Origin of the sequence: Halomonas sp. MMSF_3323 (assembly GCF_030733595.1) — a bacterium.
Taxonomy (GTDB): domain Bacteria; phylum Pseudomonadota; class Gammaproteobacteria; order Pseudomonadales; family Halomonadaceae; genus Halomonas; species Halomonas litopenaei.
The window spans coordinates 77,358-103,781 of the sequence record NZ_JASHIT010000008.1 but is presented as its reverse complement, the minus strand read 5'-3'; the positions used below and the strand labels follow the sequence as shown (position 1 = coordinate 103,781).

General features: G+C 63.6%; 21 protein-coding genes. 7 read left to right on the top strand and 14 right to left on the bottom strand.

The features are described from left to right. Positions 1–46: 46 nt before the first annotated feature. Together glaH and RBB39_RS05715 are read right to left on the bottom strand one after the other, a co-directional pair. Complete coding sequence (gene glaH / locus RBB39_RS05720; protein ID WP_306168909.1) at positions 47–1,042, bottom strand: glutarate dioxygenase GlaH; 996 nt, start codon at positions 1,040–1,042, stop codon at positions 47–49. Positions 1,043–1,207: 165 nt separating this feature from the next. Continuing rightward, entirely contained in the window at positions 1,208–2,629 is a 1,422-nt protein-coding gene (locus tag RBB39_RS05715; RefSeq protein ID WP_306168908.1) for an APC family permease, read from the bottom strand. A gap of 323 nt (positions 2,630–2,952) precedes the next feature. Here RBB39_RS05715 and RBB39_RS05710 point away from each other — a divergent pair, with 323 nt between their 5' ends. The 4 genes from RBB39_RS05710 to RBB39_RS05695 all read left to right on the top strand — a co-directional run bounded on the left by RBB39_RS05710 (position 2,953) and on the right by RBB39_RS05695 (position 6,260). After that, positions 2,953–3,237: an XRE family transcriptional regulator gene (locus RBB39_RS05710; protein WP_071211119.1), complete on the top strand. Its 285-nt coding sequence runs from the start codon at positions 2,953–2,955 to the stop codon at positions 3,235–3,237. Positions 3,238–3,351: 114 nt separating this feature from the next. Next, complete coding sequence (locus tag RBB39_RS05705) at positions 3,352–4,017, top strand: hypothetical protein (RefSeq protein ID WP_045992818.1); 666 nt, start codon at positions 3,352–3,354, stop codon at positions 4,015–4,017. A 240-nt stretch (positions 4,018–4,257) separates the two neighbouring features. After that, a complete protein-coding gene (locus RBB39_RS05700) occupies positions 4,258–5,409 on the top strand; it encodes a diguanylate cyclase (protein ID WP_052704349.1) in 1,152 nt (383 codons plus the stop codon). Positions 5,410–5,588: 179 nt separating this feature from the next. Further along, the gene (locus RBB39_RS05695; protein ID WP_306168907.1) at positions 5,589–6,260 is read left to right on the top strand and encodes a hypothetical protein; all 672 of its coding nucleotides are present in this window, start codon (positions 5,589–5,591) and stop codon (positions 6,258–6,260) included. Between the two features lie 2 nt (positions 6,261–6,262). Here the strand turns inward: RBB39_RS05695 and RBB39_RS05690 are convergent, their stop codons facing one another. Next, on the bottom strand, positions 6,263–6,862 hold the full coding sequence (locus RBB39_RS05690) for a peroxidase-related enzyme (RefSeq protein ID WP_371931860.1): 600 nt from the start codon (positions 6,860–6,862) through the stop codon (positions 6,263–6,265). Between the two features lie 224 nt (positions 6,863–7,086). After that, a complete protein-coding gene (locus RBB39_RS05685) occupies positions 7,087–8,586 on the bottom strand; it encodes a CoA-acylating methylmalonate-semialdehyde dehydrogenase (RefSeq protein ID WP_045992821.1) in 1,500 nt (499 codons plus the stop codon). Positions 8,587–8,834: 248 nt separating this feature from the next. On the opposite strand from RBB39_RS05685, the gene RBB39_RS05680 reads away from it, so the two are divergent. After that, positions 8,835–9,782 carry a LysR family transcriptional regulator gene (locus RBB39_RS05680; protein WP_108448215.1) on the top strand — a complete coding sequence of 316 codons (948 nt, stop codon included), beginning with the start codon at positions 8,835–8,837 and terminating at the stop codon, positions 9,780–9,782. A 127-nt stretch (positions 9,783–9,909) separates the two neighbouring features. On the opposite strand, the gene RBB39_RS05675 is transcribed toward RBB39_RS05680, so the two are convergent. The 3 genes from RBB39_RS05675 to RBB39_RS05665 all read right to left on the bottom strand — a co-directional run bounded on the left by RBB39_RS05675 (position 9,910) and on the right by RBB39_RS05665 (position 13,517). Next, positions 9,910–10,572, bottom strand: a complete 663-nt coding sequence (locus RBB39_RS05675) for a response regulator transcription factor (RefSeq protein WP_045992823.1) — start codon at positions 10,570–10,572, stop codon at positions 9,910–9,912. A 234-nt stretch (positions 10,573–10,806) separates the two neighbouring features. Then, positions 10,807–12,756, bottom strand: coding sequence for an acetate--CoA ligase (acs, locus tag RBB39_RS05670; RefSeq protein WP_306168906.1), 1,950 nt, complete (start codon positions 12,754–12,756; stop codon positions 10,807–10,809). Positions 12,757–12,926: 170 nt separating this feature from the next. After that, positions 12,927–13,517, bottom strand: a complete 591-nt coding sequence (locus RBB39_RS05665; RefSeq protein ID WP_306168905.1) for a SprT-like domain-containing protein — start codon at positions 13,515–13,517, stop codon at positions 12,927–12,929. 97 nt (positions 13,518–13,614) lie between these two features. On the opposite strand from RBB39_RS05665, the gene RBB39_RS05660 reads away from it, so the two are divergent. Further along, the gene (locus RBB39_RS05660; protein WP_306168904.1) at positions 13,615–14,352 is read left to right on the top strand and encodes a YecA family protein; all 738 of its coding nucleotides are present in this window, start codon (positions 13,615–13,617) and stop codon (positions 14,350–14,352) included. A 140-nt stretch (positions 14,353–14,492) separates the two neighbouring features. Here RBB39_RS05660 and RBB39_RS05655 read toward each other — a convergent pair whose 3' ends face one another. Further along, the gene (locus RBB39_RS05655) at positions 14,493–15,605 is read right to left on the bottom strand and encodes a phosphatidylserine/phosphatidylglycerophosphate/cardiolipin synthase family protein (protein WP_306168903.1); all 1,113 of its coding nucleotides are present in this window, start codon (positions 15,603–15,605) and stop codon (positions 14,493–14,495) included. A gap of 141 nt (positions 15,606–15,746) precedes the next feature. On the opposite strand from RBB39_RS05655, the gene plsB reads away from it, so the two are divergent. Beyond that, entirely contained in the window at positions 15,747–18,191 is a 2,445-nt protein-coding gene (plsB, locus tag RBB39_RS05650; RefSeq protein ID WP_306168902.1) for a glycerol-3-phosphate 1-O-acyltransferase PlsB, read from the top strand. Here plsB and RBB39_RS05645 read toward each other — a convergent pair. From RBB39_RS05645 to ampD, 6 genes are all read right to left on the bottom strand, one after another. Beyond that, entirely contained in the window at positions 18,175–18,879 is a 705-nt protein-coding gene (locus tag RBB39_RS05645; protein ID WP_306168922.1) for a class I SAM-dependent methyltransferase, read from the bottom strand. The genes plsB and RBB39_RS05645 overlap by 17 nt on opposite strands. Before the next feature lie 38 nt (positions 18,880–18,917). Next, complete coding sequence (tsaB, locus tag RBB39_RS05640; RefSeq protein ID WP_306168901.1) at positions 18,918–19,637, bottom strand: tRNA (adenosine(37)-N6)-threonylcarbamoyltransferase complex dimerization subunit type 1 TsaB; 720 nt, start codon at positions 19,635–19,637, stop codon at positions 18,918–18,920. 100 nt (positions 19,638–19,737) lie between these two features. Continuing rightward, entirely contained in the window at positions 19,738–20,394 is a 657-nt protein-coding gene (gene adk / locus RBB39_RS05635) for an adenylate kinase (RefSeq protein WP_222516010.1), read from the bottom strand. A 289-nt stretch (positions 20,395–20,683) separates the two neighbouring features. After that, positions 20,684–22,750, bottom strand: a complete 2,067-nt coding sequence (gene aceF, locus RBB39_RS05630) for a pyruvate dehydrogenase complex dihydrolipoyllysine-residue acetyltransferase (protein WP_306168900.1) — start codon at positions 22,748–22,750, stop codon at positions 20,684–20,686. 74 nt (positions 22,751–22,824) lie between these two features. Continuing rightward, on the bottom strand, positions 22,825–25,497 hold the full coding sequence (gene aceE, locus RBB39_RS05625) for a pyruvate dehydrogenase (acetyl-transferring), homodimeric type (protein WP_045992830.1): 2,673 nt from the start codon (positions 25,495–25,497) through the stop codon (positions 22,825–22,827). 358 nt (positions 25,498–25,855) lie between these two features. Further along, entirely contained in the window at positions 25,856–26,413 is a 558-nt protein-coding gene (gene ampD / locus RBB39_RS05620; protein ID WP_306168899.1) for a 1,6-anhydro-N-acetylmuramyl-L-alanine amidase AmpD, read from the bottom strand. Between the last annotated feature and the right edge of the window lie 11 nt (positions 26,414–26,424).

The following is a 26,424-nucleotide window of genomic DNA, read 5'->3' as shown; positions in this document are numbered from 1 at the left end:
CGCGTCGGGCCGTGCCCCGCTGCACCCCTCTTCCCCGGAGGACACCTCAGCCCTGGCGCGCTCGCAGGGTGCTGCCACAGGTGAAGACACCGCGCTGGCGCATCAGCTCGCGTCTGAGCTGCGGGTGAGCCTTGAACTTGTCGCGACCGTGCAGCCAGAAGTGGTTGTTGATCAGCAGGAAGCTGCCGACCGGGTTGGGCAGGGAGATGACGCCGTCGCTCGACTCCAGCGAGTCGGACAGCTCGCAGAGCCAGTTGCCCTCCTCCAGATCACGTGGCTGGACAAACTGATCGATGTAGGCCATCACCGGGCGGCCATCACGGTCGACGTCGAATACCGGGTGAAAGACGTCGCGCACCACATTCTTGCTGGGCGGAGCCGACCAGCGCATCTCGCTGAACGCCAGCGGGTGACGGCAGAACCGCTCCAGCTCGTGCCAGTCGTCCAGATGCAGCAGCCGCGAGTTGCCGCCTTCCATGTGCTGCTCGTCGATCTTCATCATCAGTACGTAGTCGGTGACCTGCTCGACGAAGGTGCCGTCGTTGTGAAGCTCCATCACCCGATGCGGCGCCCGCAGATAGCTGTCGGAGGTGTCGACATTCTCGACCACGAAGCGGGCATAGTACTGACCACTCATGGCATCGAAGTTGGATCGTCCGATCAGGTGGGCAACGGCGGTGGCAAACTTGACCATGTCCTCGGACTGCTCGACCCGGTCCAGCCCTTCCGGCACGACCTGCAGCGCTCCCTGGCGACGGTCCAGCAGGATATTCGCCAGCCGCGGCCTGAGCGTCCCCTCGCACAGCTCATCGAGTATCCCCGCGACACGAAAACGCAGCATCGACTTGTACTCCAGCGCCTGAATCGGCCATTCGGCACAGGCGTCGAGGAAGGCAGCGACGACCGACCGCTCGACACGCAACTCCTGCAGACGCTCGGAAGAGGTCGACGGGACCAGGGTGAACCCGCGTGGATCGCGTGCGTCAGGGGCGGTGGTCTGATCATCACGATCCTGAAGCTGGGCAGAGGCAAGGATGGACATGGCAGGGCTCCGTATTGTTTTGACGTTTTGTAAAAATATCTACATTTTTATTTTTGGTCAACAAAAACCCGGCTGCCGCCGGGTGCTGATTTTCGGGACAAGGTCCAGAGTTCTTGAAGCGTCCGCCGGCCGGCAAAGCCGCCGACCGGCGTTGCGGTCAAGGCGTCAGGTGCCTTCCAGCTCACGACGCATCTGTCGCTGGCTGTAGGCCGTGCCATAGCGGCGGCGGGACCACAGGTACAGGCAAAGCCCGGCACCCATCCAGCCGGCGAACAGCCCCCACTCGATGGGTGACAGCGCCGAGGGGCTGCCGGGCAGGTAGAGCCCGATCAGTCCCAGCGACAGCACCACCGCCAGCCAACCGACCAGGCGAGGATGGCTGACCTTGAACGGCCTTTCGAGTTCCGGCTCCTTGCGCCGAAGCACCAGAAACGAAATGGATACGAACAGGTAGGCGATGACGATGCCGAGACCACCGGCCACCACCAGCCACACCATGGCCTGGCGGCCCAGCAGAGGCGCCAGGCTCGACAAGGCTCCCATCAACAGGATGGCGTTGACCGGCGTCTTGTGACGAGGATGCAGCTTGGCCAGAAAGGCCGGCAGCATGCCGCAGTGGGCCAGTGCATAGATGGCGCGAGAGCCACCGACGTAGAAGGCGTTCCAGCTGGTCAGGATGCCGGCGATACCCGCCAGCACCATCAGGTTGGCCGCCCAGGGGGTATTGAACACCGCCCCCATGGCGTCAGGTACCGCCAGGGAGCTGTTCTCGAGCTCCGCCTTGGGCAGCATCAATGCCGTTCCCAGCACGATGAAGGCGTACCAGAACACCGCCAGGACCACCGACAGCATCAAAACCCGACCGATCTCGCGAAACGGCAGGTCGATCTCTTCCGCCGCCTGCGGGATGACGTCGAAGCCGACAAACAGGAAAGGAACCATGATCAGCACCATGGTGATCCCGCCCAGCACACCCTCTTCGGTGTTGAACAACGGCGTCAACGAAGCGCTGCTACCCTCGAACAGTGCGCCGGTGATGAACATCACACCGACGGCCAGAATCAGCAGCGTCACCACCTTCTGGACCAGCGCCGCGGTGCGCACGCCAATATAGTTGATGGCCATCATGACCACCGAGCCGGCCACACCGACGGCAACCCAGGTGGCCTTGACGTCCCAGCCCGCCAGGGTCCACAGGTGACCGACGGCGTAGCCGGGGAACAGATGCTCGACCACGGTGGGCAGCGCTACCGCCTCGAAGGCCACCACGCTGAGATAACCCAGCACGATCGCCCAGGTACACAGGAAGGAGGCAAAATGGCCCAGGGCACGGTAGCTGTAGACGTGCTCACCACCGACCTGGGGCATCGCCGAAGCGAGCTCAGAGTAAGTCAGCCCCACCAGCACGATCACCATGCCGCCCAGCACGAATGCCAGTATGGCGCCAAGGCTTCCTGCCGAGGTGATGAAGCCACCCGTCAATACGATCCAGCCCCAGCCGACCATGGCACCGAAGGCCAGCGCCAGGACGTCCTTGCGTGCCAGCACTCGGCTCAGCTGGGCTCCGCCATTGCTGTTATTGTCCATGAGATAAACCTCTCGCCGCAGTGGTGCGTTCCCGCAGAACAGTGATTGTTGACCGGGGACAGGACGCACCGTTGAATTTATCAATCGCGCGTGCAACTTATCATGAGGATGTTTGCCGTCCGCAGCCTTCGTTTATACCTCTTTGGTCTAAGTTTGTAGGGCCTGCAGATGGCGCCATCGCCGTCAGCCGCAGTCTCCCGCGGCGTCTGCGGAATGAGGAGTTTTCGTCGCTGCGCCACGTCCAGAACGGACACCAAATTGGACTGGCAAGAGGGCAAAAAAGGTTGCATGCTGTAGGGGTCGAAAACGCCCATTGGAGTACCATGAGCACCGCAGATTCCTTGTCTCGAGCAGACGCTTCCGAACCGCCTCCTCGACGATGCCCTGACCTCGATGTCAGGGACCTGGAACAGCGCACACGACTGATGCGCATTGTTACGCGGCTTATCGCCGTATCTGATCTCGGAAGCCGCGAGATCGCACGCCGCGCGGGTCTCCCCATGCAGAAGATCAGTGATCTGCTGTCGGGACGACTGGAACACTTCACCTGCGACGAGCTGCAGGCCATTCGCCGCATCATCGACGATGGCCATCTGTCACTCTCCTGATTGGCCCGTGCTGGACGGCGCCCCGGAAGGCAATTCTGCCAGGGCGCCGCGTCTTGTTGGCGCGAGCCATTGCCCCGCCCTTCCCCTTGATCTTCATGCCATGAGGAATCATCGATGCGCCGTCTGCTAGCGGCTTGTCTGCTATGTGTGTCTGCAAGCGCCCTGGCCGATGGCCAGGCCACCCTGGTCGATGGCAGTGGCGACCCCGAGAGCGCCGTCACCGCACGCTGGATCGGTGATCAACTGCGCCTGGACTTTCCCCGCCACGCGGCCAAGGGCTATCTGCTGTTGAGAGACGGCAAGGGCCACGTGGTCACCAACTTCGGTGGTCAGACGGTGGTGCTGGGCATCCGCGATGTTCAATCCATCGCCGGGCAACTCGGTGGCCAGGACCTGTCCGACCTCGGCAGTTACCAGGCCCAGCAGGTGCTGTCGCTGGAGCCTGTCGGCACGCGGGAAAGCGTCGCCGGCATCGAGGGCGAGGTCTATCGTCTTGACTGGATTACCCAGGAGGGCGATCGCCGAGAGGATGAACTGGTACTCAGCCAGCGACCGGAGGTCATCGAGCTTTTACGGGTCGTCGACCGCTATCAGAGCATTCTGTCGGGGCAACCGGACCCGGTGGCGGCAAGGCTCGAGCAACAGGGGCTCGGACTTCTGCGTTTTGGCGACAAGTTTCAGGTGGCCAGCCTGACGGCGACGTCGCCCGATCCTGCCCTGCTGGCATTGCCGTCCCAGAGTGGCAACGTTGGTGAGCTGTTGCGTTCGGTCATTCAATAGACTTAGGGCCAGGCGCCAACTTTCCCCCTCTCCAGCACTAGATCCACAGCATACCTAGGATGGTGTACTTGATCGCGCACCGCGTGGAATAGGTGTGTGTCAATTGCGTGTAAAACCGCGAAAATGCGATGCAGGAGTCTCCAATCCACGATATATCTTGAAGGTAGCCTTCAAGACATGGTGCGGCCGCACGGCTCGATGTCGTTCCGCAGTGGTCGCACCCATCCAGTGAGAGTTGCCATGAGGCCAATCGACAAGTCCCTGCTGGAACAGATGCACATCAGCGAGGTCGAGATCCAGCGTCGCAAGGAATTCCTGAGCCTCGACGAAGCCGACCTGGCCGATCTGGCAGCGCTCAAACCCCTCATCAACGAGCATATCGAGATCATCGTCGAAGAGTTCTACGAGCGGCAGACCGAGATCGACGAGATCAGCCTGCTGATCGGCGACTCCGAGACCCTGCAGCGACTGCGCTCGGCCCAGCGCCAGTACGTCCTCGACATCTTCACCGGCTACTACGACGCGGAATACGTCAACAGTCGGCTGCGCATCGGTCTGGTGCACAAGCGTATCGGCGTCGAACCCAAGCTGTTTCTGGCCGCCATGCGCACGCTCAAGGAAATCCTGTTTCGCGTCATCGACGAGAACCTCGAGGACGTGCAGGCGACCAAGTCGGCGAAGAACAACCTCGACAAATTGATGTACTTCGATATCACCCTGGTCTTCGATACCTATATCGATACCCTGCTCAACGAGGTCCACAGCGCCAAGCGCCGAATGGAGCTCTACGCTCGCAACCTGGAAGAGAAGACCAAGGAGCTGGCCGCCTACGCAGAAAAGGACGCCCTTACCGGGCTGTTCAACAAGCGAGGCATGAGCGAGGCCCTGAACAGGGAGATCCGCATGGCCGAGCGACGTCACTCGCTGGTCAGCCTGATCTACTGCGATATCGATGACTTCAAGCAGATCAACGATACCCACGGCCACCACAAGGGTGATGAAATCCTTGTCACCTTCGGCCAGATCATGCGTGAAACGGTCCGCAGCAGCGACATCTGCTGCCGCCTCGGGGGGGATGAATTCTGCTGTATCCTGCCAGACTGTGACGCCAAGAGCGCCAAGACCATCGGCAGCAAGATTGAACTGGCCTTCCAGAGCAAGTACCCGAACTTCTCGATCAGCCTGGGCGTCGCCGAGACCGGGGATCGAGACTACCTGCGCGAGGAAGAACTGCTGCGCGCCGCCGACGCCATGATGTATCGCAACAAGGAAGCCAGAAAGCGCAGTGCCGCAGAGGCCGCCTCGAAGACCTCAGCCAAGACGTTGCCAGCCCCCGCCCAGGCAGCAGAGAAGACAACCAGCTCAACGGCCGCCCAGAGTGACGATCACTGACTTCCACTCGCCTGGCTCGGCATTGTCTCGATAAAAATTTAAATTTCTGCTAATAAAGTTGGGTCTAAAATAAAAAGCCTCGATCAGGGCATGCGGGAAGCTCGGCAGACGCCCCTGCTTCAACCAGGTCCTGATGGTGGCATGTGCTGGTTGTCGTACGGTCTCGAGGAAAATGCCCCATGTCCTACCATGAAGCCAAGGAACACGCGCCCGGTCGCCTGCATCGGCTATTCAGTTCGCCCTATACCGCCTTCGACAACCAGACCAGCGAGCGACGCCTGCATCTACTGCTGGCCCTCAATCTGCTGGTCTTCGCGCCGATGCGCCAGGGCCGACTGACGTTACGACTGCTCGATGGCTGGGAAAACGGCGACTGCGAACAGCACACCCTGAACTTCCGGGACGCCGACATCCACCGCCCCCATGACCTCATCAACGCCGCACCACACACCCAGTCACGCCCACTGCTCGCCCCGGCCCTGGAAGAGGCGTTGTCCAGCGCCGAGGCCAATGCCATGGGGCTGGATAGCGATATTCGCCTTCACCCGGCGAAGTGGCCGGCCTTCCCCGGCGGACTCTCGCTCTACACACGCTACAAGGTCTGCCATCGCCTCATCTATGGCGAAGACGACAGCTACCGCTCGATTCGCTGCGAGACCCCGGTAGGCCTGCGCGAGATTCACGAGTTCCACCTGGAAGAAGGCGACTTCGCCGTCAGCCTGCCCCACGATGACTCCCCCGCCGACAGCGATGACACCGTGGGCCTGGTCCTTCATGCGGCCCAGCGCTCCGCCCTCACTCACTGGCTTGCCGATCTGGCAGAGCAACCACTGTCGAAGCTGATGGGCTGAGATCAGGCGTCCCTGGGCACCCTGCCCATCAAATAGAATTCCGGGTTGGGAGGCGTCCCGGTCAAGGTCACCAGGCGGTTGGACAGCCCAAAGAAGGCGCAGATCGCACCGATATCCCAGATATCGTCACGGCTGAACCCCACCGCCTGCAGACGTTGCTCCCACTCATCGGTCAGCTCGCCCAGATCGATTGCGCAGTGCAGCGCGAAGTCCAGCATGACGCGATGTCGCTCGCTCAAGCCTGCACTGCGATGGTTGACCGCCACCTGGTCGGCGAGCAGAGGATCCTTGCTGTAGATCCTGACCAGCGCACCATGGGCCACCACGCAGTAGAGGCAGTGGTTGCGGGCGCTGGTGGCGACCACGATCATCTCCTTCTCGGCCTTGGTCAGGCTATCGGACTCACGCTCCATCAGCGCATCATGATAGGCGAAGAAGGCGCGAAACTCCGCCGGTCGGTGGGCCAGCATCAAGAAGACATTTGGCACGAAGCCCGCCTTCTCCTGAACCGCCAGGATGCTGTCTCGGATATCGTCGGGCAGATCGTCGAGAGATTCAGGGACGGGAAAGCGACTGAGAGATGGGCTGATCGAGGGGCTCATGGGGGCTCCGGGCTGACGTGGGCATGGAAGAAGGGCCAGGCAATACATTGACGTTAACGTAAAGGTCAATCTGGCGCTCTGGTACTTTGATCGAATGCCGGGTCGCCGCTGCCGAAAACGACGATGCCCCCTTGACGGGGGCATCGCAGCCTGCAGCAGGGCCAGGCCGGAGAGCTCGAGTCAGGCAGGACCTGGCCGCTGCGCCAGCATGCCTGCTCCCAGGATCAGCCGAGCGAGATGGTGCTGTTGATGCCGCTCGAGACGTTCTCCGGTTCGAACCAACGCGCGGTCACCGTCTTGGTCTGGGTCCAGAAGCTGATGGCCTGCTTGCCATTGGGGCCAAGGTCACCCAACTTGGAGGCGCGCGAGCCGGTAAAACTGAAGTAGGCCACCGGCACCGGGATCGGCACATTGATGCCCACCTGACCGACATCGATATCGCTCTCGAAGCGACGCGCCACCCAGCCGGAATTGGTGAAGATGGAAGTACCATTGCCGTTGGGGTTGGCGTTGACGAAGGCGATGGCCTCGTCCAGCGTGTCCACCTCGACCACGCACAGCACCGGACCGAACACCTCTTCACGATAGATGCTCATGTCCGCCGTCACGCCGGCGAACAGGGTTGGGCCGACGAAGTTGCCGTCGGGGTAGCCCTCGACCTGGCAGCCACGTCCGTCGACCAGCAGCCGAGCGCCTTCCTGTTCGCCCTTGGCGATCAAGCCTTCGACACGATCCTTGGCCGCCGGTGACACCAGAGGCCCGAGATCCGCCTCGCGGTCGGTGCCCGGCCCCACCTTCATGTTGCGAGCCCCCTCGACGATATCCTCGAGCCACTCCCGGGCCTGGCCGACCAGCACCACCACCGAGTTGGCCATGCAGCGCTGGCCGGCGGCGCCGAAGGCCGACCCCAGCAGGTTGTTGATGGCCTGAGAGCGGTTGGCGTCAGGCATCACCACACAGTGGTTCTTGGCACCCATCATGGCTTGAGCGCGCTTGCCGGACTCGCTGGCACGGCGATAAAGCTGGGTGCCGACATGGGTGGACCCGATAAACGACATGGCCTTGATATCCGGGTGCTCGCACAGGTGATTGGCGACATCAGGGCCGCCATGCACCACGTTGAGCACACCGGCGGGGACACCGGCCTCGAGCGCCAGTTCCACCAGGCGCAGGGTGGAGCTCGGGTCCTGTTCGGAGGGCTTCAGCACGAAGGTGTTGCCGGTGGCAATGGCCAGCGGGAACATGAAGCAGGGCAACATGATGGGGAAGTTGAAGGCGGTGATGCCGGCACCTACCCCCAGCGGCTGGTTGAGGGTGTAGACGTCCACCTCGTTGGCGGCGTTCTCGGCAAGCTCCCCCAGTTGCAGCGAGGTGATCGAGCAGGCGTGTTCGACCACCTCGAGACCACGACCGACTTCACCTTCAGCGTCGGGCAGGGTCTTGCCGTGCTCCTCGGTGATCAGGGCGGCAAGCTCCGGGGTATGCTCGCGAATCAGCGCCTGCAGCTTGAGCATGATGCGCATGCGCTTGGCCAGCGGCACCTTGCGCCAGGTGGCAAAGGCCTGATGGGCGCTGGCAACGGCCCGGTCGACCTCCTCCAGGGTACAGAACGGCACCCGCGCGACCACTTGCTGGGTCGCCGGATTGATCACATCGCGCCATTCGCTGGACTGCGAGGGGACGGCCTGGCCATCGATGATCATGGGAATTTCGCGGACTGACATGGGCGTGCTCCGGCTGTTGTCGTTGTGCATGAGCGTGGCGTCGTATGAGATGGACTGGGCGTACTGCCATGCCAGCAGCCGCCTTGATCGCTGTGGCGGTGTGCACCACGGCACGGCTATCCATGCTGACCAGTCTAGACACAGGTAGGATGGCCAAACAACGGCCAGCCAGGCACATTGCTTGTGCACTGATGCACAACCACAAACACATCGAAGTCCACGACGTCGTCGCTCAGCGGAGGTGATTTTTGCTCGATTGGCAGGACCTTCAGGTCTTTCTCGAGGTGGCCAGGCATGCCCGCCTGTCCGACGCCGCCCGACGGCTGGGCGTTGACCACTCGACCCTGTCGCGGCGAACCCGCCGCTTCGAACAGCGACTCAACACCCAGTTGTTCGAACGCAGCACCCATGGCTACCGCCTGACTCCCGCCGGCGAACGTCTGAAGAGCCACGCGGAACAGATGGCCCGACACGCCGACGAGGCCGCCGACAGTCTGACCGATCAGAACCTGCGCCTGGAGGGCCAGATCCGACTTGGCGTGACCGAAGGCTTCGGGACCTGGGTGGTGGCCCCGCTGCTCAGCGCCTTCTGCCGGCGTCATCCCGGCCTCACCCTGGACCTGCTGGCGCTGCCTCGCGTGGTCAATCTCAGCCGCCATGAGGCAGACCTGGCGATCACCATCGAACGACCGGGCAACCCCGGCCTGGTCACCTCGCGACTGTGCGACTACCGGCTCAAGCTCTACGCGGCGAGGCACTACGTCGAGCGCCACGGGGCACCGCAGCAGCTTGCCCAGCTGGGCACACATCCGCTGATCGGCTACGTGGACGACCTGTTGTTCAGCGAGCAGCTCAACTACCTGGATCCGTTGCTGTCGCCGCAGGTGCAACAGGCGCAGCAGACCCACTTTGCGCTTCGCAGCACCAGCGTGACGACCCAGATGATGGCCACCGAGAGCGGCGCAGGCCTGGGCATTCTGCCGTGCTTCATGACGGCGGGACGAGACGGGCTGATGCCGCTGCTGGAGGATGAAGTATCGGTGGTGCGTCAGTTCTGGATCACCGCCCGGCAGGAGCAGCGCCAGCTTGCCCGGGTGCGTCTGCTGTGGGACTTCCTGCGCGAGGCGCTGGCAATGAATCAGGATTTTCTGATGGGCCGCCATGACCGGCTGGTGCTGCCGGACGACGTCGAATGAACACCGGCTGGCTGCCACCAGGGCCGGCGCCAGCATAGGACTGGGCCCCCGCTGGCGGTGGTGTCGCAAGCCCCAGAACCACGACCCCCCGCCTGGGCGGGGTGTCGTCGATGCGCAAGCAACCGCGTCAGGATTCGACCTTGGGTGGCTCGACCTCGAGCTTCTGGGCCGCGATCACCGCCTGGGTGCGCGAGTGCACGCCCAGCTTTCTGAGAATGGCGGTCACGTGGGCCTTGATGGTGGCCTCGGAGACGTTCAGCTCGTAGGCGATCTGCTTGTTGAGCAGGCCTTCGGTCAACATGTTGAGTACGCGGAACTGCTGAGGCGTCAGCGAGGCGATGGCCTCGGCAAAGCGCGCCTCTTCCTCGTTGGCCTCACCCAGGGCGTCGGCCATCTCTTCCGGTAGCCACACTTCGCCGTCGAGGATCTCGCCCACCGCCTCGGCGATCAACGCCAGCGACGAGGACTTGGGAATGAACCCCGAGGCACCGTAGTCGATGGCGCGGCGCACGACGTGCACTTCATCGCTGCCGGATACCACCGCCACCGGCACATCCGGGGTCTGACCACGCAGCTGGATCAGCCCGGAGAAGCCGTGGGCTCCAGGCATGTGCAGATCGAGCAGGATCAGGTCCGCGTCGGGGTGGCGAATGACCACGTCCGAGGTGGCCTCCATGGTGTCGGCCTCGATGATTTCGGCCTGGGGCGCGAGCTGGCGAAGCGCCTGCGTCAGGGCGGCACGGAACAGCGGATGATCATCGGCTACGATGAATTTCTGGGCAAAGGCCATGGACTCTCCTCCGGATTCCGATGCAGCGTGTCAGGCCTGGACGCCGCAACGCAAGACGCTTGTTTGCACAGCATGTTACCCCATGGTTGCCGGCTTTCCCAAGCGCCCTGACGCAAGCATCCTCAACGGCTACCCGTGGTGCCGACTCTGCGGCCTCCGTCACTATGCAAAAACGGGCCGGCGCCGGAAGTTTCCGGCAGCCGGCCCGCGGGACCTGCTGTTACGCCATGAGCCTTACTTGGCGGCGCGGTGCTCGATCAGATCCTCGACCACCGAAGGATCGGCCAGGGTACTGGTGTCGCCGAGGCCATCACACTCATTGGCGGCAATCTTGCGCAGAATCCGGCGCATGATCTTGCCCGAGCGGGTCTTGGGCAGTCCCGGTGCCCACTGGATATGATCCGGCGAGGCGATCGGGCCGATGTCCTTGCGCACCCACTGGGTCAGTTCCTTCTTGAGCTCGTCGGTGGGTTCGGCCTCGTCGTTGAGGGTCACGTAGATATAGATACCCTGCCCCTTGATGTCATGGGGGAAGCCCACCACGGCGGCCTCGGCCACCGCTGAGTGTGCCACCAGCGAGGACTCGATCTCGGCGGTGCCCATGCGGTGACCGGACACGTTGAGGACGTCGTCCACCCGGCCGGTGATCCAGTAGTAGCCGTCCTCGTCACGGCGACAGCCGTCACCGGTGAAGTAAGTCCCCTCGTAGGTGGAGAAGTAGGTCTGGATGAAGCGCTCGTGATTGTTCCAGATGGAGCGCGCCTGTCCCGGCCAGGAATCGAGGATGACCAGGTTGCCGTCGGTGGCGCCCTCGAGGCGCTTGCCTTCGTTGTCCACCAGCGCCGGCTGCACACCGAAGAACGGCAGGGTCGCGGAGCCCGGCTTCTGGTCGATGGCACCGGGCAACGGGGTGATCATGATGCCGCCGGTCTCGGTCTGCCACCAGGTATCGACGATCGGGCATTTGCTGTTGCCGATCACCCGGTAGAACCACTCCCAGGCCTCGGGGTTGATCGGCTCGCCCACCGAGCCAAGCAGGCGCAGACTATCCCGAGAGCTGGAGTCCATCACCTTGTCGCCGTGGGCCATCAGGGCGCGCACCGCGGTGGGGGCGGTGTAGAGGATATTGACCTTGTGCTTGTCGACGATCTCGCCCATCCGCCCGTGGGTCGGATAGCTCGGCACCCCCTCGAACATCAGGGTCACCGCGCCGTTGGCCAGGGGCCCATAGACGATGTAGCTGTGGCCGGTGACCCAGCCCACGTCCGCGGTGCACCAGTAGACCTCGTCCTCGTGATAGTCGAACACGTACTGGTGGGTGAGGCTGGCGTAGGTCAGGTAGCCGCCGGTGGTGTGCTTGAGCCCCTTGGGGGTGCCGGTGGAGCCGGAGGTATACAGGATGAACAGCGGATCCTCGGCACCCATCTCTTCGGCGGGGCAGTCGGTGTCCTGATCGGCCACCACGTCGTGGTACCAGACGTCACGTCCCTCGTGCCATTCGATGTCACCGCCGGTACGCTTGACCACCAGCACCTTCTCGGCCACGTCGGTGCCGTCACGGGTCAGGGCGGCGTCGACGTTGTCCTTCAGCGGTACCTGCTTGCCACCGCGTACGGACTGGTCGGCGGTGATGATGACCCGTGAGGCAGCGTCCTTGACCCGCTGGGCCAGGGCGTCGGGAGAAAAGCCGCCGAACACTACCGAGTGCACCGCACCGATACGGGCGCAGGCCAGCATGGCCATGGCGGCTTCCGGGATCATCGGCATGTACAGGGTCACGGTGTCACCCTTGCCGATCCCCATGGACTTCAGGGCGTTGGCCAGCTGGCAGGTACGCTCGTACAGCTCGCGGTAGGTGATCACCGAAGATTCGTTCGGATCGTCCCCTTCCCAGATGATCGCCGGCTTGTCGCCACGCTTGTCGAGGTGTCGATCCAGGCAGTTGGCCGCCACGTTGAGGGTGCCATCCTCGAACCAGCGGATATCGACATTGTCGCTGGCGAAGGATACCGACTTGATGGTCTGCGGCGGCTTGATCCAGTCAAGGCGTGCGGCCTGCTCCTTCCAGAAGCCCTCGGGATCTTCCACCGACTGCCGATAGAGCTTGTCGTAGGTGGCCTTGTCGGCCCAGGCGGTCTTGGCAAACGCATCGGAAACCGGATAGACGTGCTGATGATCGCTCATGGTGCTCTGTCCTTGGATACCCATCGAAGTGAAGAGCCAGCCGCCTGAATAAGAGAGACCGACCGGCGCGAATAACCTGACAGCCAGCATAACGTCGCCAGGCCAGGGTTTCCCCTTAGACATTGGTATGACTATTTTTTTATTTTATAACAAGAGGTTAAGCGCAAATTTCAGCACTTCTTCCCAACCAGGCACAGTCGGCCGCGACAGTGCCTGCAGCGATACTCTTGACCGGCCTGGGCGTTGGCGTGACGCCGCGCCGAGAATCCGTGCTCGCGACAGGCGCAGCGATAGCGATACGGAACGGGACTCGAGCGGGCGGTATCGAAGCGATGGGTGACCCGGGGGGCCAAGCCGAACAGCCTGAGCATGACGGTCTGCCACTCCCTGCCATGGGGGCGAAAGGTAGGCCCATCTTCCAGGTGCCAGACCAGCCAGTGGGCCACCTCGTGGGGCACCACCTCGGTGAAGAAGGTGTGGCGATTTTCTTCCAGCAGCTGGCCATTGAAGCGCAGTCCGCCGCGACCGAAGTGGGCCTGCCCTGCGCCCTTGCCGCGCAGATCGCACCACACCTTCGGCTCCGGCAGCCCAGGATGATAGTCACGACACAGCGCCACCGCCTCCACGACTCTTGCCATCAGCGCTTGGCGCAGGGCAGCGACGTCGAGTGACTGAAGCCAGGCGTCGTCGACGTCGGGCAACACCGGGGTGGGAGAGTCACCGCGAGCGCGCGGGCGAATTGATGGCCGGGTCGAGGTCATGACGCAGTCAGAGTAGGTAAAGGAGTGCTAGAATGCCGCCTCGAACGGGGACGGTAAAGACCACCGTCCAGTCATCCCCTCGCCAAGTGAGCGCCCCATGTCCGACGCCGAAACGCCGCTCCCCCTCCCCTTGCTCGAAGACGACGCTCTGGACCTGCTCGATGACTTTCTCGAGGAGCGCGCCGGTCCCGATGCGCTGGACCTGATCGGCGCCCACGGCTTCCTGGTCGCGCTGGCGGTGGCGCCGCGGGATGTCGAGGCTGCCGCCTGGGTCGCGGAGCTGTTTCACGGCACCCCCGAGTTCGAAAGCGACCAGGAAAGGGAGATCATCCTGGGCCTGCTCGAGCAGCTCAGGGCCAACGCCATCGGTGTGCTGGAAGGCGGCGGTCTCCCCGAGCTGCCCTTCGAGCTGACGCTGGACGGCATGGCGGCGGAAGAGACGCCCATCGGCGACTGGTGTGCCGGCTTCATGGAAGGCGTCTTCCTCGACGAGGCCGCCTGGTTCGAGGGCGATGAAGAAACCGTGGCCACACTGCTGTTGCCCTTCATGGCGCTGTCGGGACTGTTCGCCGACGAGCCCGACATGGCCGATCTGGCCGGGGAAGGCGAGCGACTCGAGCGCCTGGTCGGTCAGTTGCCGGAACTGGTGCTGGATCTGTACCTGCACTTCCGGGTACCGCCGGACACCCCCAAGCCCAAGCCCCGCGGCAAGGCGCCAGCCGGCGGCAGGGGTGGCAAGGCAGGCCACAAGGGGCATGGCAACAAGGGGCAAGGCAACAAGAGCAAGGGCGGCCAGGGCAGACCCCAGGCCAAAGGCCCCAAAGGCAAGCGATAGCGAATAACAGGGCAAGCGCTAGCGAATAACAGGCCAAGCGATAGCGCGTCACAGGCCAGGCGATAGCGAGTCACAGGCCAAGCGATAGCGAGTCACAGGCCAGGCGCTGGTCAGCACCGGAGCAAGCGACAGCCGGCGCCTCAGCGCAAGCGGGTCAGCCAGCCATCAAGGGTGCCGTACAGCCAGGTCCTGATCCTGGCCCACCAGGAGCGGCGCGCCCAGCTTTCCCGGGTGATCTCACGACTCGCCGCGAAATTGCGCTCGAACAGCGCCGCGACCTCGTCGGCCAGGACGGCGTCCTCGACCTCCTGATTGGCCTCGAGGTTCCACTGCAGGCTCCAGTGGTCGAAGTTGCAGGACCCCAGGCTGACCCAGTCATCGGCGACCACGAACTTGGCGTGGATGAAGCTTGGCTGGAACTCGTAGATGCGCACCCCTGCCCGCAGCAACCGAGAGTAGAAGCGCTGCCCGGCGTAGCGGATACCGGGATGGTCGTGGTCCCGTCCTGGCAGCAGCAGGCGCACGTCACGGCCCTTGCGCGCCGCGCGCTGCAGCCTGAGCCTCAGCCCCAGGGTGGGCACAAAGTAGGGCGTACACAGCCACAGGCGCCGTTCGGCGCGGGCGATTCGCTCCTGCAGTGAGTGGCGAATGGCCTGAAAGCGGTAACCCCGTCCCCAGATCACCCGTGCCCTGACTCCAGGGTCATGGCGCCTCTCGCCACTCGACGACGGCAGCGCCGGTGCCTGCGGGGCGCCTCTGGTCAACGGCGAGTTCCACACCTGGGCAAACAGCGCCACCCAGTCGGCCACCACCGGGCCCTCGACACGCACGGCCACCTCGAACCAGGCCGCCAGGAACTCATCGACGGCGCCAAAGCCCCCGGTAAAGGCCAGTCGCTGATCCACCACCACCAGCTTGCGATGATCACGACTGACGTTGCGTCCCAGCGAGTGCCAGCCCAGCGGGTTGAAGTCCCGCAACCACACGCCGGATGCGACCAGGCGTTCTCTATCCTGGCCTGAAAGCCCCATGGCGCCGAAACCGTCCAACAGTAGATAGACGGCGACGCCGCGCTGCGATGCGGCCACCAGCGCCTCGATGACGCGGTCGGCCAGTTCGCCGGACTCCATCAGATAAAGTTCGATCAGCACGCTTTGACGGGCCTCGGCCACCGCCTCGAACAGCGCCGGCAGGAAGCGATCGGCCTCCGGCAATAGATCGACGCGATTATGCTGTCGCCACGCGGTGGTCATGCTGCACGTCTCCCTGGCGGTGTCATATCAACCGGATATCAAGCAGATCATGGCGCCACCCTACCCGATCGTTATACTGACGGCACGACATGGATGGCCCGCAGACGGTCCTCGCCTACTGCCCCGAACAACGGAATTGCTATGCCTGGCATGCTTCGCGCACCGCTGCGCCGACTCATCGAACTGTGGACCGAGGTTCGGCTGGCGGAACCGACGCCGGATAAACTGGCGCTGGATCCGCAGCTGCCGACGCTCTATGTGCTACCGCGCCCCTCGCTGAGCGACGCCCTGCTGCTGGACAGCTACTGCCAACGTCATGGCCTGCCCCCGGCGCGTGGCCGGTTGGCGCTGCCCGACAGCAACCTGCCGCGCTGCGTGGCGCTGCCGGCACGCCGGTTCCGGCTGTGGCCGGGCCAAGCCACCGGTGTCGCGCCCTTCACCGAGCTGATCACCAGCGACACCCGGATACAGCTGGTGCCCGTCAGTGTGTTCTGGGGGCGAGCCCCGGGCAAGGACTTCGGCCTCTGGCATCTGCTGGCAGCGGACAGCTGGCGCCTGACCGGACGACTGCGGCGAGCGCTGTCGGTGCTGGTCAACGGCCGCGACGTGGAAATCCAGTTCGGCGCCCCGCTGCACCTCGAAGAACTGCATGACGGTGACGCCCCACGCACCAACCGCAAGGCGGCAAGGCTGTTGCGGGTACACTTTCGCCGGGTGCGTACGCGGGTGCTGGGGCCGGACCTGTCGCACCGCAGCACGATGATTCAGGGAGTGGTGGCAAGCGACGAGGTGCGTCGGGAGATCGACCAACTGGCAGAGAAGGCCAGCTCACACAAACGACTCAAGCGACGCGCCAGACGCTATGGCCACGAGATCGCGGCCAACATGACCTATCCGGTGCTGCGCTTTCTGGCCGGTGCCTTGAAGCGCCTGTGGAACCGGCTCTACGACGGCGTCGACGTCAATGGTCTGGAAGAGGTCAAGGCCCTGGCCGAGGATCACACCCTGATCTACGTGCCCTGCCACCGCAGCCATATCGACTACCTGCTGCTGTCCTACGTGCTCTACCGCGAAGGCTTGATGCCGCCCCACATCGCCGCAGGACGCAACCTTGACATGCCGTTGATCGGCCCTTTGCTGAGACGTGGTGGCGCCTTCTTCCTGCGTCGCAGCTTTCGCGACAACCGCCTCTACGGCGCGGTGTTCAACGAATATCTGCACCGCCTGCTGGCCCGGGGCTATCCGATGGAGTACTTCATCGAAGGCGGTCGTTCCCGCAGCGGTCGCATGCTCACGCCTCGTCCCGGCATGCTGGCGATGACACTGCGGTCCTTCCTGCGCTGCCAGCGGGTCGACGAGCGGCCGATGGTCTTTGTTCCGGTCTATATCGGCTACGAGCGTATTCTCGAGAACTCCAGCTACCAGCGCGAACTGGGCGGTGGCAAGAAGCGCAAGGAGTCCCCGCTGGATCTGCTGCGGGTGCTCGGACGTCTGCGCGAGCCCTACGGCCGGGTATCGGTCAATATCGGCGAGCCGCTGCCCATCGGGGGCTTTCTCGATAGCCACGCCCCCGGCTGGCGAGACGACGAGTCGCCGCGCCCCGACTGGCTGGCACCGACGGTCACCACGCTTGGCAGATCCCTGACCCGGCGCATCAACCGGGTGGCGGCGCTGAATGCCATCAACCTGACAGGCCTAGCGCTACTCTCGTCGCCGCACCGCGCCCTGGAGTACGCCACCCTGACCGACCAGCTCGCCCTGCTCTGTCGCCTGGCCGACAGCCCCGCCTGCGGCGAAAGACCCAGTCTGCCCGACGAGTCTCCGGAAGCCTGCATCGCCAGGGCGGTGGACCTGGACATGGTCGAGCGCCACGCCCATAGCCTTGGTGACATCGTTAGCGCCACGCCCGAGCAAGCGGCACTGCTGGCCTGGTATCGCAACAACGTGCTGCACCTGTTCGCCCTGCCGGCGCTGGTCGCCTTCGCCTTTCGCAGCCGCCACCAACGCAGCCTCCACGAACTCTGCGACCTGTTGACGCCGCTTTGGCCACCGCTGGCCCGGGAGTTCTGTGTCGATGAAAGCGCGGACATGAAGGAACGCCTCGCGGCCATTCTTGCCGTCCAGGTGGACCTGGGGCTGCTGGAGCGCCATGGCGAAGGCTTTACGCCGGTGGAAAGCCTAGAAGGCCGAGAACGCCTCGAACTGATCGGCCGCATGATCCAGCCATCGCTGGAGCGCAACGCCCTGCTGATCGAGGTGCTGCTGCGATCCGGATCGGGGGCACTGGACCGGGCCACCCTGAAGGAGCGCTCGCGTGCGCTGTCGGAGCGCCTTGGACTCCTCAGCGGTCGCGAGGCACCGGAGTTCTTCGACCCCAAGCTGTTCGAGACCCTGATCGATACCCTGGAACAGGAAGGCTGGGTGTGGCTCGAGCAGGACCGGCTGCACTTCGACGAGTGCCTCAAGCGCGCGGCCCAGCGGGCCTCACGCCTGCTCGACGCCTCGCTGCGACGGCGACTGGCGTTGATCAGCCGTCACCGCGAGGAGGCCGCCGAGGCTCCCTCGGAGGTCAGCGCTCAGCCTTGAGCGAGCGGTGCACGTAGATGTCGTAGCGGCTGGTCTTCTCCTCGAGTCGATGCCTCGGCTCGGGGCCTGCTATGGGAGGCGCCTTGCGCGGACGCTTGACCACCACGCGGTGGCTGGCGACGTCCAGCGCCGCTTCCAATAGCCGCGGTGCATCGTCATCGTCCCCCGCCAACTCGCGAAACAGCCGCATCTCCTTCTTGACCAGGGCCGACTTGTCGCGGTGGGGGAACATCGGGTCCAGGTGGATCACTTCCGGGGCTACCCCGGCCGCTGCCACGATGTCGCCAAGCTCACGACTGCTGTCGCCATGGGCAAGGTGCATGTGCGCCGCCGCTTCCTGAGTGTCGCTATCCTCCCGGGCACGCCGGAGTCCGTCATCCAGCAGGGCCGCAATCGCGGCTACCCGCTCGATCAGCAGCACCTCGGCGCCCAGGCTCGCCAGCACGAAGGCGTCACGGCCTAGACCCGCGGTGGCATCGATGATGCTCGGGGTGACGCCCTTGGCAAGACCACAGGCCCGAGCCACCAGTTGACCGCGCCCGCCGCCGAAACGCCGTCGGTGGCCGGCTCGCCCACCGACGAAGTCCACCCACAGCGGCTTGCCATAGCGGGCCTCGTCACCGACCAGCACCAGCCGACCCTGGTCATCCCATTCCAGCGCCAGCGCCGCCTCGGGATCGCTGTCCATAACGAAAGGCAGCGCCATGTCAGGGCTCAGGCGAACACTCACGAACGCGCCTTTCGCTCGGCCTTCTTCCAGGCCACCTGATCGCGCAGATAGACGGGCTGGGCGTCATGGGGGCGCTGGGCATCGCCTGCGACAAAGACCTCGACGGCCAGCCGCACCATGTCCTCGGCGGCAGGGTCGGCATCGGTCACGGTCAGGTTGAGGCTGGCCTGGATCTCGGCGGGCATCTGATCCCACAGCGCCCAGCCAGACCCCAGTCCCACCCAATCATGGTCTTCATGCTCGCGGGGCAGCACCAGCCGTTCGGGCGGCAGCACCGCTTCGTCCATCAGTGCCAACGGCCGCCCATCCTCGACCCGCCAGGCACCGACGTAGATTTCGCCCATGCGGGCGTCCAGCGCGGTGACCATGTAGCGATAGCGATGGCGCAGGTGGCCGCCCAGCGCCAGTGCCTCCAGCGTCGATACACCGACCAGCGGGCGGTCCAGTCCGTAGGCCAGCCCCTGGGCCACACCCGCGGCAATCCTCAAGCCTGTGAAGGAGCCTGGTCCGCGCCCGTAGGCCACGGCGTCCAGTTCGCTGGCCGCCACCCCGGCCTCGGCCAGCACTTCGTCGACCATCGGCAACAGACGGCGGGTATGCTCTCGCGGGGTCTGCGCAAAACGCGCTATCACCTCGTCCGGGCTACCCTCCTGGCGACGCAGCAGGGCCGCGGAGCAGGCGCTCGAGGAGGCATCGAGGGCCACAATCAAGGTCATGTCAGGCTCATCCTGGTAGTGAATCCGGCACATTATAAACGACTCACGGCCCGCCTTGGGGCGAGCCGTGAGTCGAATGCAGCAAGCGTGGTGCGGTAGATCAGCCTTCGAGGGCCTCGCGCACCTGACGGGTGATGTCATCGACACTCCCCACGCCTTCCACGCGATGATAGCGCGGGGCATCCTCAGGCGCCTGCTGGGCCCATTGCTGGTAGTAGCCCACCAGCGGCTCGGTCTGCTCGTGGTAGACCGACAGACGATTGCGAACGGTATTCTCGCGATCATCATCACGCTGAACCAGCGCCTCGCCGGTCACATCATCCTTGCCGTCTTCCTTGGGCGGATTGTGGTCGACGTGGTAGACGCGGCCGGACGCCGGGTGGACCCGACGACCCGCCAAACGATTGACGATTTCCTCGTCGGCCACGGCGATCTCGAGCACGTGATCGATCTTGACGCCACCTTCCTTCATGGCATCGGCCTGGGGAATGGTGCGCGGGAAGCCGTCAAACAGGAAACCGTTGGCGCAGTCAGGCTGGGTGATGCGTTCCTTGACCAGGGCGATGATGATGTCATCGGAGACCAGGCCACCGGTGGTCATGATTTCCTTCACCTTGAGGCCCAGTTCACTGCCTTCCTTGACCGCTGCACGCAGCATGTCACCAGTGGAAATCTGTGGGATATCGTAGCGCTCACAGATGAATTGGGCCTGGGTGCCCTTGCCGGCACCCGGGGCACCCAAGAGGATCAAGCGCATCGTTGGAACTCCTTCGAGAAAGCGAAAAGTCGGGGTGAAGAATGGGTTAAGCGAACAATACCCGTGCCGTCTTGGCGACACAACCTGAGGTTACTCGCAACTCACCGAAAACCTGCAGAAAAAGCGTTTAACATCAAGCTGCTGGCATCTAGATTGCACTTTGGTCAGGAGTCATAGAAGCGTCACGATTCGCCCGGCCTGGCACATCCACATGGCACGCTGTCAGAGCTGACGGCAGGACGAGAAACGGCGCCTTGCGGCGCCGTTCTGTTCTCGCATTCGGCCTGAATTACAGCAGAAGGCGACGCACGTCGGTCAACAACTGTCCCAGCAACGCGGTGAAGCGCGCGGCATCGGCGCCGTTGACGGCACGGTGGTCATAGGACAGCGACAGCGGCATCATCAGTCGCGGCTGGAAGTCCGCGCCATTCCACACCGGCTTCATCGACGCCTTGGAAACCCCGAGGATCGCCACCTCCGGCGGGTTCACGATGGGCGTGAAGGCGGTCCCGCCGATGGAGCCCAGGCTCGAGATGGTGAAGCAACCACCGGTCATCTCGTCACGCTTGAGCTTCTTCGACTGAGCCTTCTTGGCCAGCTCCACCGACTCCTTGGCCAGGTCGATCAGCGACTTCTTGTCGGCATCGCGGATCACCGGCACCATCAGGCCATCGGGCGTGTCCACGGCAATACCGATGTGCACGTACTTCTTCTGCACCACGGTCTCGCCGTCGGCCTTGAGGCTGACGTTAAACTGCGGGTACTTGTTCAAGGCATAGGCGCACGCCTTGATCAGGAACGGCAGCGGAGTCAGCTTGGCGCCCTGGGCTTCCGCCTCGGCCTTCATCGACTTGCGGAAGGCCTCGAGCTCGGTGATGTCCGCCTCGTCGAACTGCGTGACGTGGGGAATATTGACCCAGCTGCGATGCAGATTGTTGGCGCCCATCTTCATCAGGCGGCCCATCTGCTTCTCTTCGATCTCGCCGAACTGGCTGAAGTCCTGATCCGGGATCGGCGGAATGCCAGAGCCCCCGGCAGCAGGTGCCGCAGCGGCGTCGCTCTTGCCCTTGCCCTGGTTGGCCATGGCCTGCTTGACGTAGTTCTGCACGTCTTCCTTGAGCACTCGGTCCTTGGGACCGGAGGGCTTCACCAGGGCCAGGTCGACACCCAGTTCGCGGGCCAGCATGCGCACCGCAGGGCCGGCGTGGACGCTCTTGGCATCACGCGGCTTGTCGGCCACCGCAGAGCCCTGACCGGACGCCGCCTGCTGCTTGGGCGCGTCCTTCTTCGGGGCATCCTTTTTCGGGGCGTCCTTCTTGGGAGCGTCCTTCTTCGGCGCCTTCTTCTTGGGCGCCGCGCCGGCGACCTCGATGTAGCCGATCAGGTCACCCTCGGAGACACTGTCGCCTTCCTTCACCGACAGCTCCACCACCTTGCCCTTGAACGGACTCGGCACGTCCATGGAGGCCTTGTCGGACTCCAGGGTGATCAGGGCGTCCTCGACGTCCACCTCGTCACCTTCGCTGACGGCCATCTCGATGATCGGCACGTCGCTGGAACCGGACAGGTCGGGGACACGAACCTCCTGACGACCACCTTCGGCGGCCTCGTCGTCGGAATCGTCCTCTTCCTGCTCTTCCGACGCGCTTTCGGCGGACTCGGCTGCACTATCATCGGCAGACTCATCGGCAGACTCATCGGCCGACTCATCGGCAGAGTCGTCATCGCCATCATCGCCTTCACCGGCGACTTCCATGGAGCCGATGACGTCACCTTCGGAGACGGTATCCCCTTCCTTGACGTTCAGGCTGACCAACTTGCCGGCGTGGGGGCTCGGCACGTCCATGGAGGCCTTGTCGGACTCCAGGGTGATCAGGGTGTCTTCCTCGCCGACCTCGTCGCCTTCGGACACCGCCACCTCGATGATCTCGACGTCGCTGGAGCCACCCAGGTCCGGCACCTTGATCTCGACGGTCTTGCTGCCACCGCCGCTCTTCTTCTTCGGTGCCGGCTTGTCGTCGGACTTGGGCGCTTCCTGCTCGTCGCCGCCGGAATCGGCCTGCGACTCTTCAGCCGAATCGGCGTCGGCGTCAGCATCCTCGTCGGCGTCGCCACCACCTTCGGCCTCGATCTCGACGATGTCATCGCCTTCCGAGACGGTGTCGCCTTCCTTGACCAGAACCTTGAGGACCTTGCCGCCCTTGGGCGCCGGCACGTCCATGCTGGCCTTGTCGGATTCCAGGGTAATCAGGGTGTCTTCCGGCTCGATCACGTCACCTTCGGACACCGCGACTTCGATGATTTCCACATCGGTGTCACCACCGATATCGGGCACTTTGATGATTTCGCTACTCAAGGTCGCGCTCCTTCAAACTCTTGACGGAGGCGGGCCACCGGCCCGCCATGCCACCGGACAGTCCAACCGATGCCTTACACCTCGAGCGGGTTGGGCTTGTTCGGGTCGATGTCGTACTTCTTGAGTGCCTCGGCCACGACCTTGCGGTCGATCTCGTCACGATCGGCCAACGCCTTGAGCGCCGCCACGGTGACGTAGTAGCGGTCGACCTCGAAGAACCGGCGAAGCGCTTCGCGGGTGTCGGAGCGACCATAGCCGTCGGTGCCCAGTACATGATAGTCGGTCGGCACCCAGGCGCGGACCTGGTCGGCGTACAGCTTCATGTAGTCGGTCGAGGCGATCGCCGGTCCCTTGCGCCCTTCCAGACACTTGGTGACGTGAGGCTTCTCGGGGTCGGCATCCGGGTTGATGAAGGCCTGACGATCCAGCCCCAGGGCCTCGCGGCGCAGCTCATTGAAGCTGGTCACGCTCCAGATGTCGGAGCCCACACCCCACTCTTCGGCCAGTATCTCGGCGGCAGCCTCGACCTCGCGCAGGATGGTACCGGAGCCCAGCAGCTGGACGTGGCCCTTCTTGCCCTTGGTCTCGCGCAGCAGGTACATGCCCTTGATGATGTCCTCGGCGGGAATCTCCTCGAGCTCGGGGTGCTCGTAGTTCTCGTTCATCAGGGTCAGGTAGTAGAAGCAGTTTTCCTTGTCGGAGAACATCCGCTTCAGACCATCCTGCACGATGACCGCGACTTCGTGCCCGTAGGTCGGGTCATAGGTGCGGCAGTTCGGGATCATCGCTGCCTGCAGCAGGCTGTGACCGTCCTGGTGCTGGAGACCCTCGCCGTTGAGCGTGGTACGACCGGCGGTACCACCGCACAGGAAGCCGCGAGCCTGCATGTCACCGGCGGCCCAGGCCAGATCACCGATCCGCTGGAAGCCGAACATCGAGTAGTAGATGTAGAACGGCAGCAGAGTGGTGTTGTTGTTCGAGTACGAGGTGGCCGCGGCAATCCAGGCAGACATGGCGCCGGCCTCGGTGATGCCTTCCTCGAGGATCTGACCCTTCTGATCCTCGCGGTAGAACATGATCTGGCCCTTGTCGACCGGCTCGTACTTCTGGCCTTCGGAGGTGTAGATACCGAGCTGACGGAACATGCCCTCCATACCGAAGGTGCGCGCCTCGTCGGGGATGATCGGGACCACCCGCTTGCCGATCTTCTTGTCCTTGACCAGGCCATTGAGGATCCGCACGAAGGCCATGGTGGTGGACACTTCGCGGCCCTTGGAGCCGCCGGTCTGGGAGGCGAAGGTCTTGTCATCGAGGCCGGGAATCTCGAGCGCCTCGAAGTCATTGCGACGGCTCGGCAGATAGCCGCCCAGCTGTTCGCGCTGATAGTGCATGTACTTCATTTCGGGCGAATCGTCGTCCGGCTTGTAGTACGGCACTTCCTTGAGCTGGTCGTCGGAAATCGGGATGCCGAAGCGATCACGGAAGCGCTTGAGCGCCTCGTACTCCATGGTCTTGACCTGGTGCGCCTCGTTGGCCGCCTCGCCGTCGCCGCCACCCATGCCGTAGCCCTTGACGGTATGCGCCAGGATCACGGTGGGGCGACCATTGGGTTTGGTGGTCGCCTCGTGGTACGCCGCGTAGACCTTGAACGGATCGTGGCCACCGCGATTGAGCTTCCAGATGTCCTCGTCGGACATGTCCTTGACCAGGTCGGCGGTCTCCGGGTACTTGCCGAAGAAGTGCTCACGGGTGTAGGCACCGCCGTTGGCCTTGTAGTTCTGGTAGTCGCCGTCGACCGCCTCGTCCATGCGCTTCTGCAGCATGCCCTTCTTGTCCTTCTCGAAGAGCGGGTCCCAGTGACGACCCCAGACGACCTTGAGCACGTTCCAGCCGGCACCGCGGAAGACACCCTCGAGCTCGTCGATGATGCGGGAGTTGCCGCGCACCGGGCCATCGAGACGCTGCAGGTTGCAGTTGATAACAAAGATCAGATTGTCGAGCTTCTCGCGGCTGGCCAGGTGGATGGCGCCGAGAGATTCCGGCTCGTCACACTCACCGTCGCCCATGAAGCACCAGATCTTGCGATCCTGCATGTCGTGCAGCTCGCGGGAGTGCAGGTACTTCATGACGTGGGCCTGGTAGATCGCCTGGATCGGGCCCAGACCCATGGAAACCGTCGGGAACTGCCAGAACTCCGGCATCAGCCACGGGTGCGGGTAGGATGACAGGCCGTTGCCATCGACTTCCTGGCGGTAGCTGTCCATCTGCTCTTCGGTCAGCCGGCCCTCGAGGTAGGCGCGGGCGTAGATGCCCGGTGCCACGTGACCCTGGATGTAGATCAGGTCGCCTTCGAAGTCGCCGTTGGGGGCACGGAAGAAATGGTTGAAGCCCACGTCGTAGAGAGTCGCGGAGGACATGAAGCTGGCGATGTGGCCACCCAGTCCCGGCTTCGCCTTGTTGTTGCGAATGACCTGAGCGATGGCGTTGTAGCGGATCACCGAGCGAATACGACGCTCCATGAACAGATCGCCAGGCATCGGGGCCTCGCAGTGCACCGGAATGGTGTTGCGATGCGGGGTGGTGACCGAGAAGGGCACCTGCATGCCGTCCTGGCGATAACGGTCGGCGAGCCGCGTCATCAGGTACCGGGCACGATCCTCGCCCTCACGATCCAGAACAGACTCCAGGGAATCCAACCATTCCTGGGTTTCGACCGGATCGAGATCTTCTCTTGAACCAAGACTCATAGAACGTCTCTCCGAATGACGATGGGGGTCCATTGCCCCACGATCGAGGCCAATGAGCGAGCGGGATAGAGGGGGTGATTCCCCGCCCGCCTCGCAGCGTCAGGCATGTAGTAATATTACTAGAATGTCCGTGCCAAACGAGCACGATTGGGCAAGAAGATACCTCAAACGCCCTGCACTGCCAATTGAAGCAGCTATGGAAATATTTTTCAATTACCTCATATTGCACTGCAACACAATGGCTTAACCCAAAGGGGGTATGACTTAAGCGCCTCAAGTCAGCCACTTGTAAACAAACTACCGTTTGACCTGAAGGTGATGGCTCGCGCTATGCCGAAACGATGCATCGCATCTTCATCTAGCGGTGCTGCAAACAGCGCCGCAGGTACGCCCAGTCGAAGGAGGGGCCGGGATCGGTCTTTCGCAGGGGAGCGATTCGCGCGTGACTGGTCAGTCGTTGGGGGGTGATCTCGGGGTAGGCGTCAAACAGCGCGTGCAGCACCTGGGCCAGGGCACGGTACTGGGCGTCTCGATAGGGCGACATCTCGTCCCCTTCAAGCTCGATCCCGATCGAGAAGTCGTTGAGCTCGCGGCGCAGGCAATGGCCATCGAACCAGCTGGAGCGTCCCGCGTGCCAGGCCCTCGCCTCGAAGGGCGCAAACTGAACACACTCTCCATCGCGACGGATCAACAGATGCGCCGAAACCTTGAGCCCGGCGATGCCCGCGAAGTAAGGGTGGGCCTCGGGATCCAGACGGTTGGTGAACAGTTCCTCGATGTGCTCACCGCCGAATTGACCCGGCGGCAGACTGATGGAATGCACCACCACCGCCGATATTTCTCGTTCGGGTCGTTCATTGACGTTGGGCGAAGGCACTCGCCTGGCCCCGTCGAGCCACCCGTCGTGACACTGCATGCTGGTGTCTC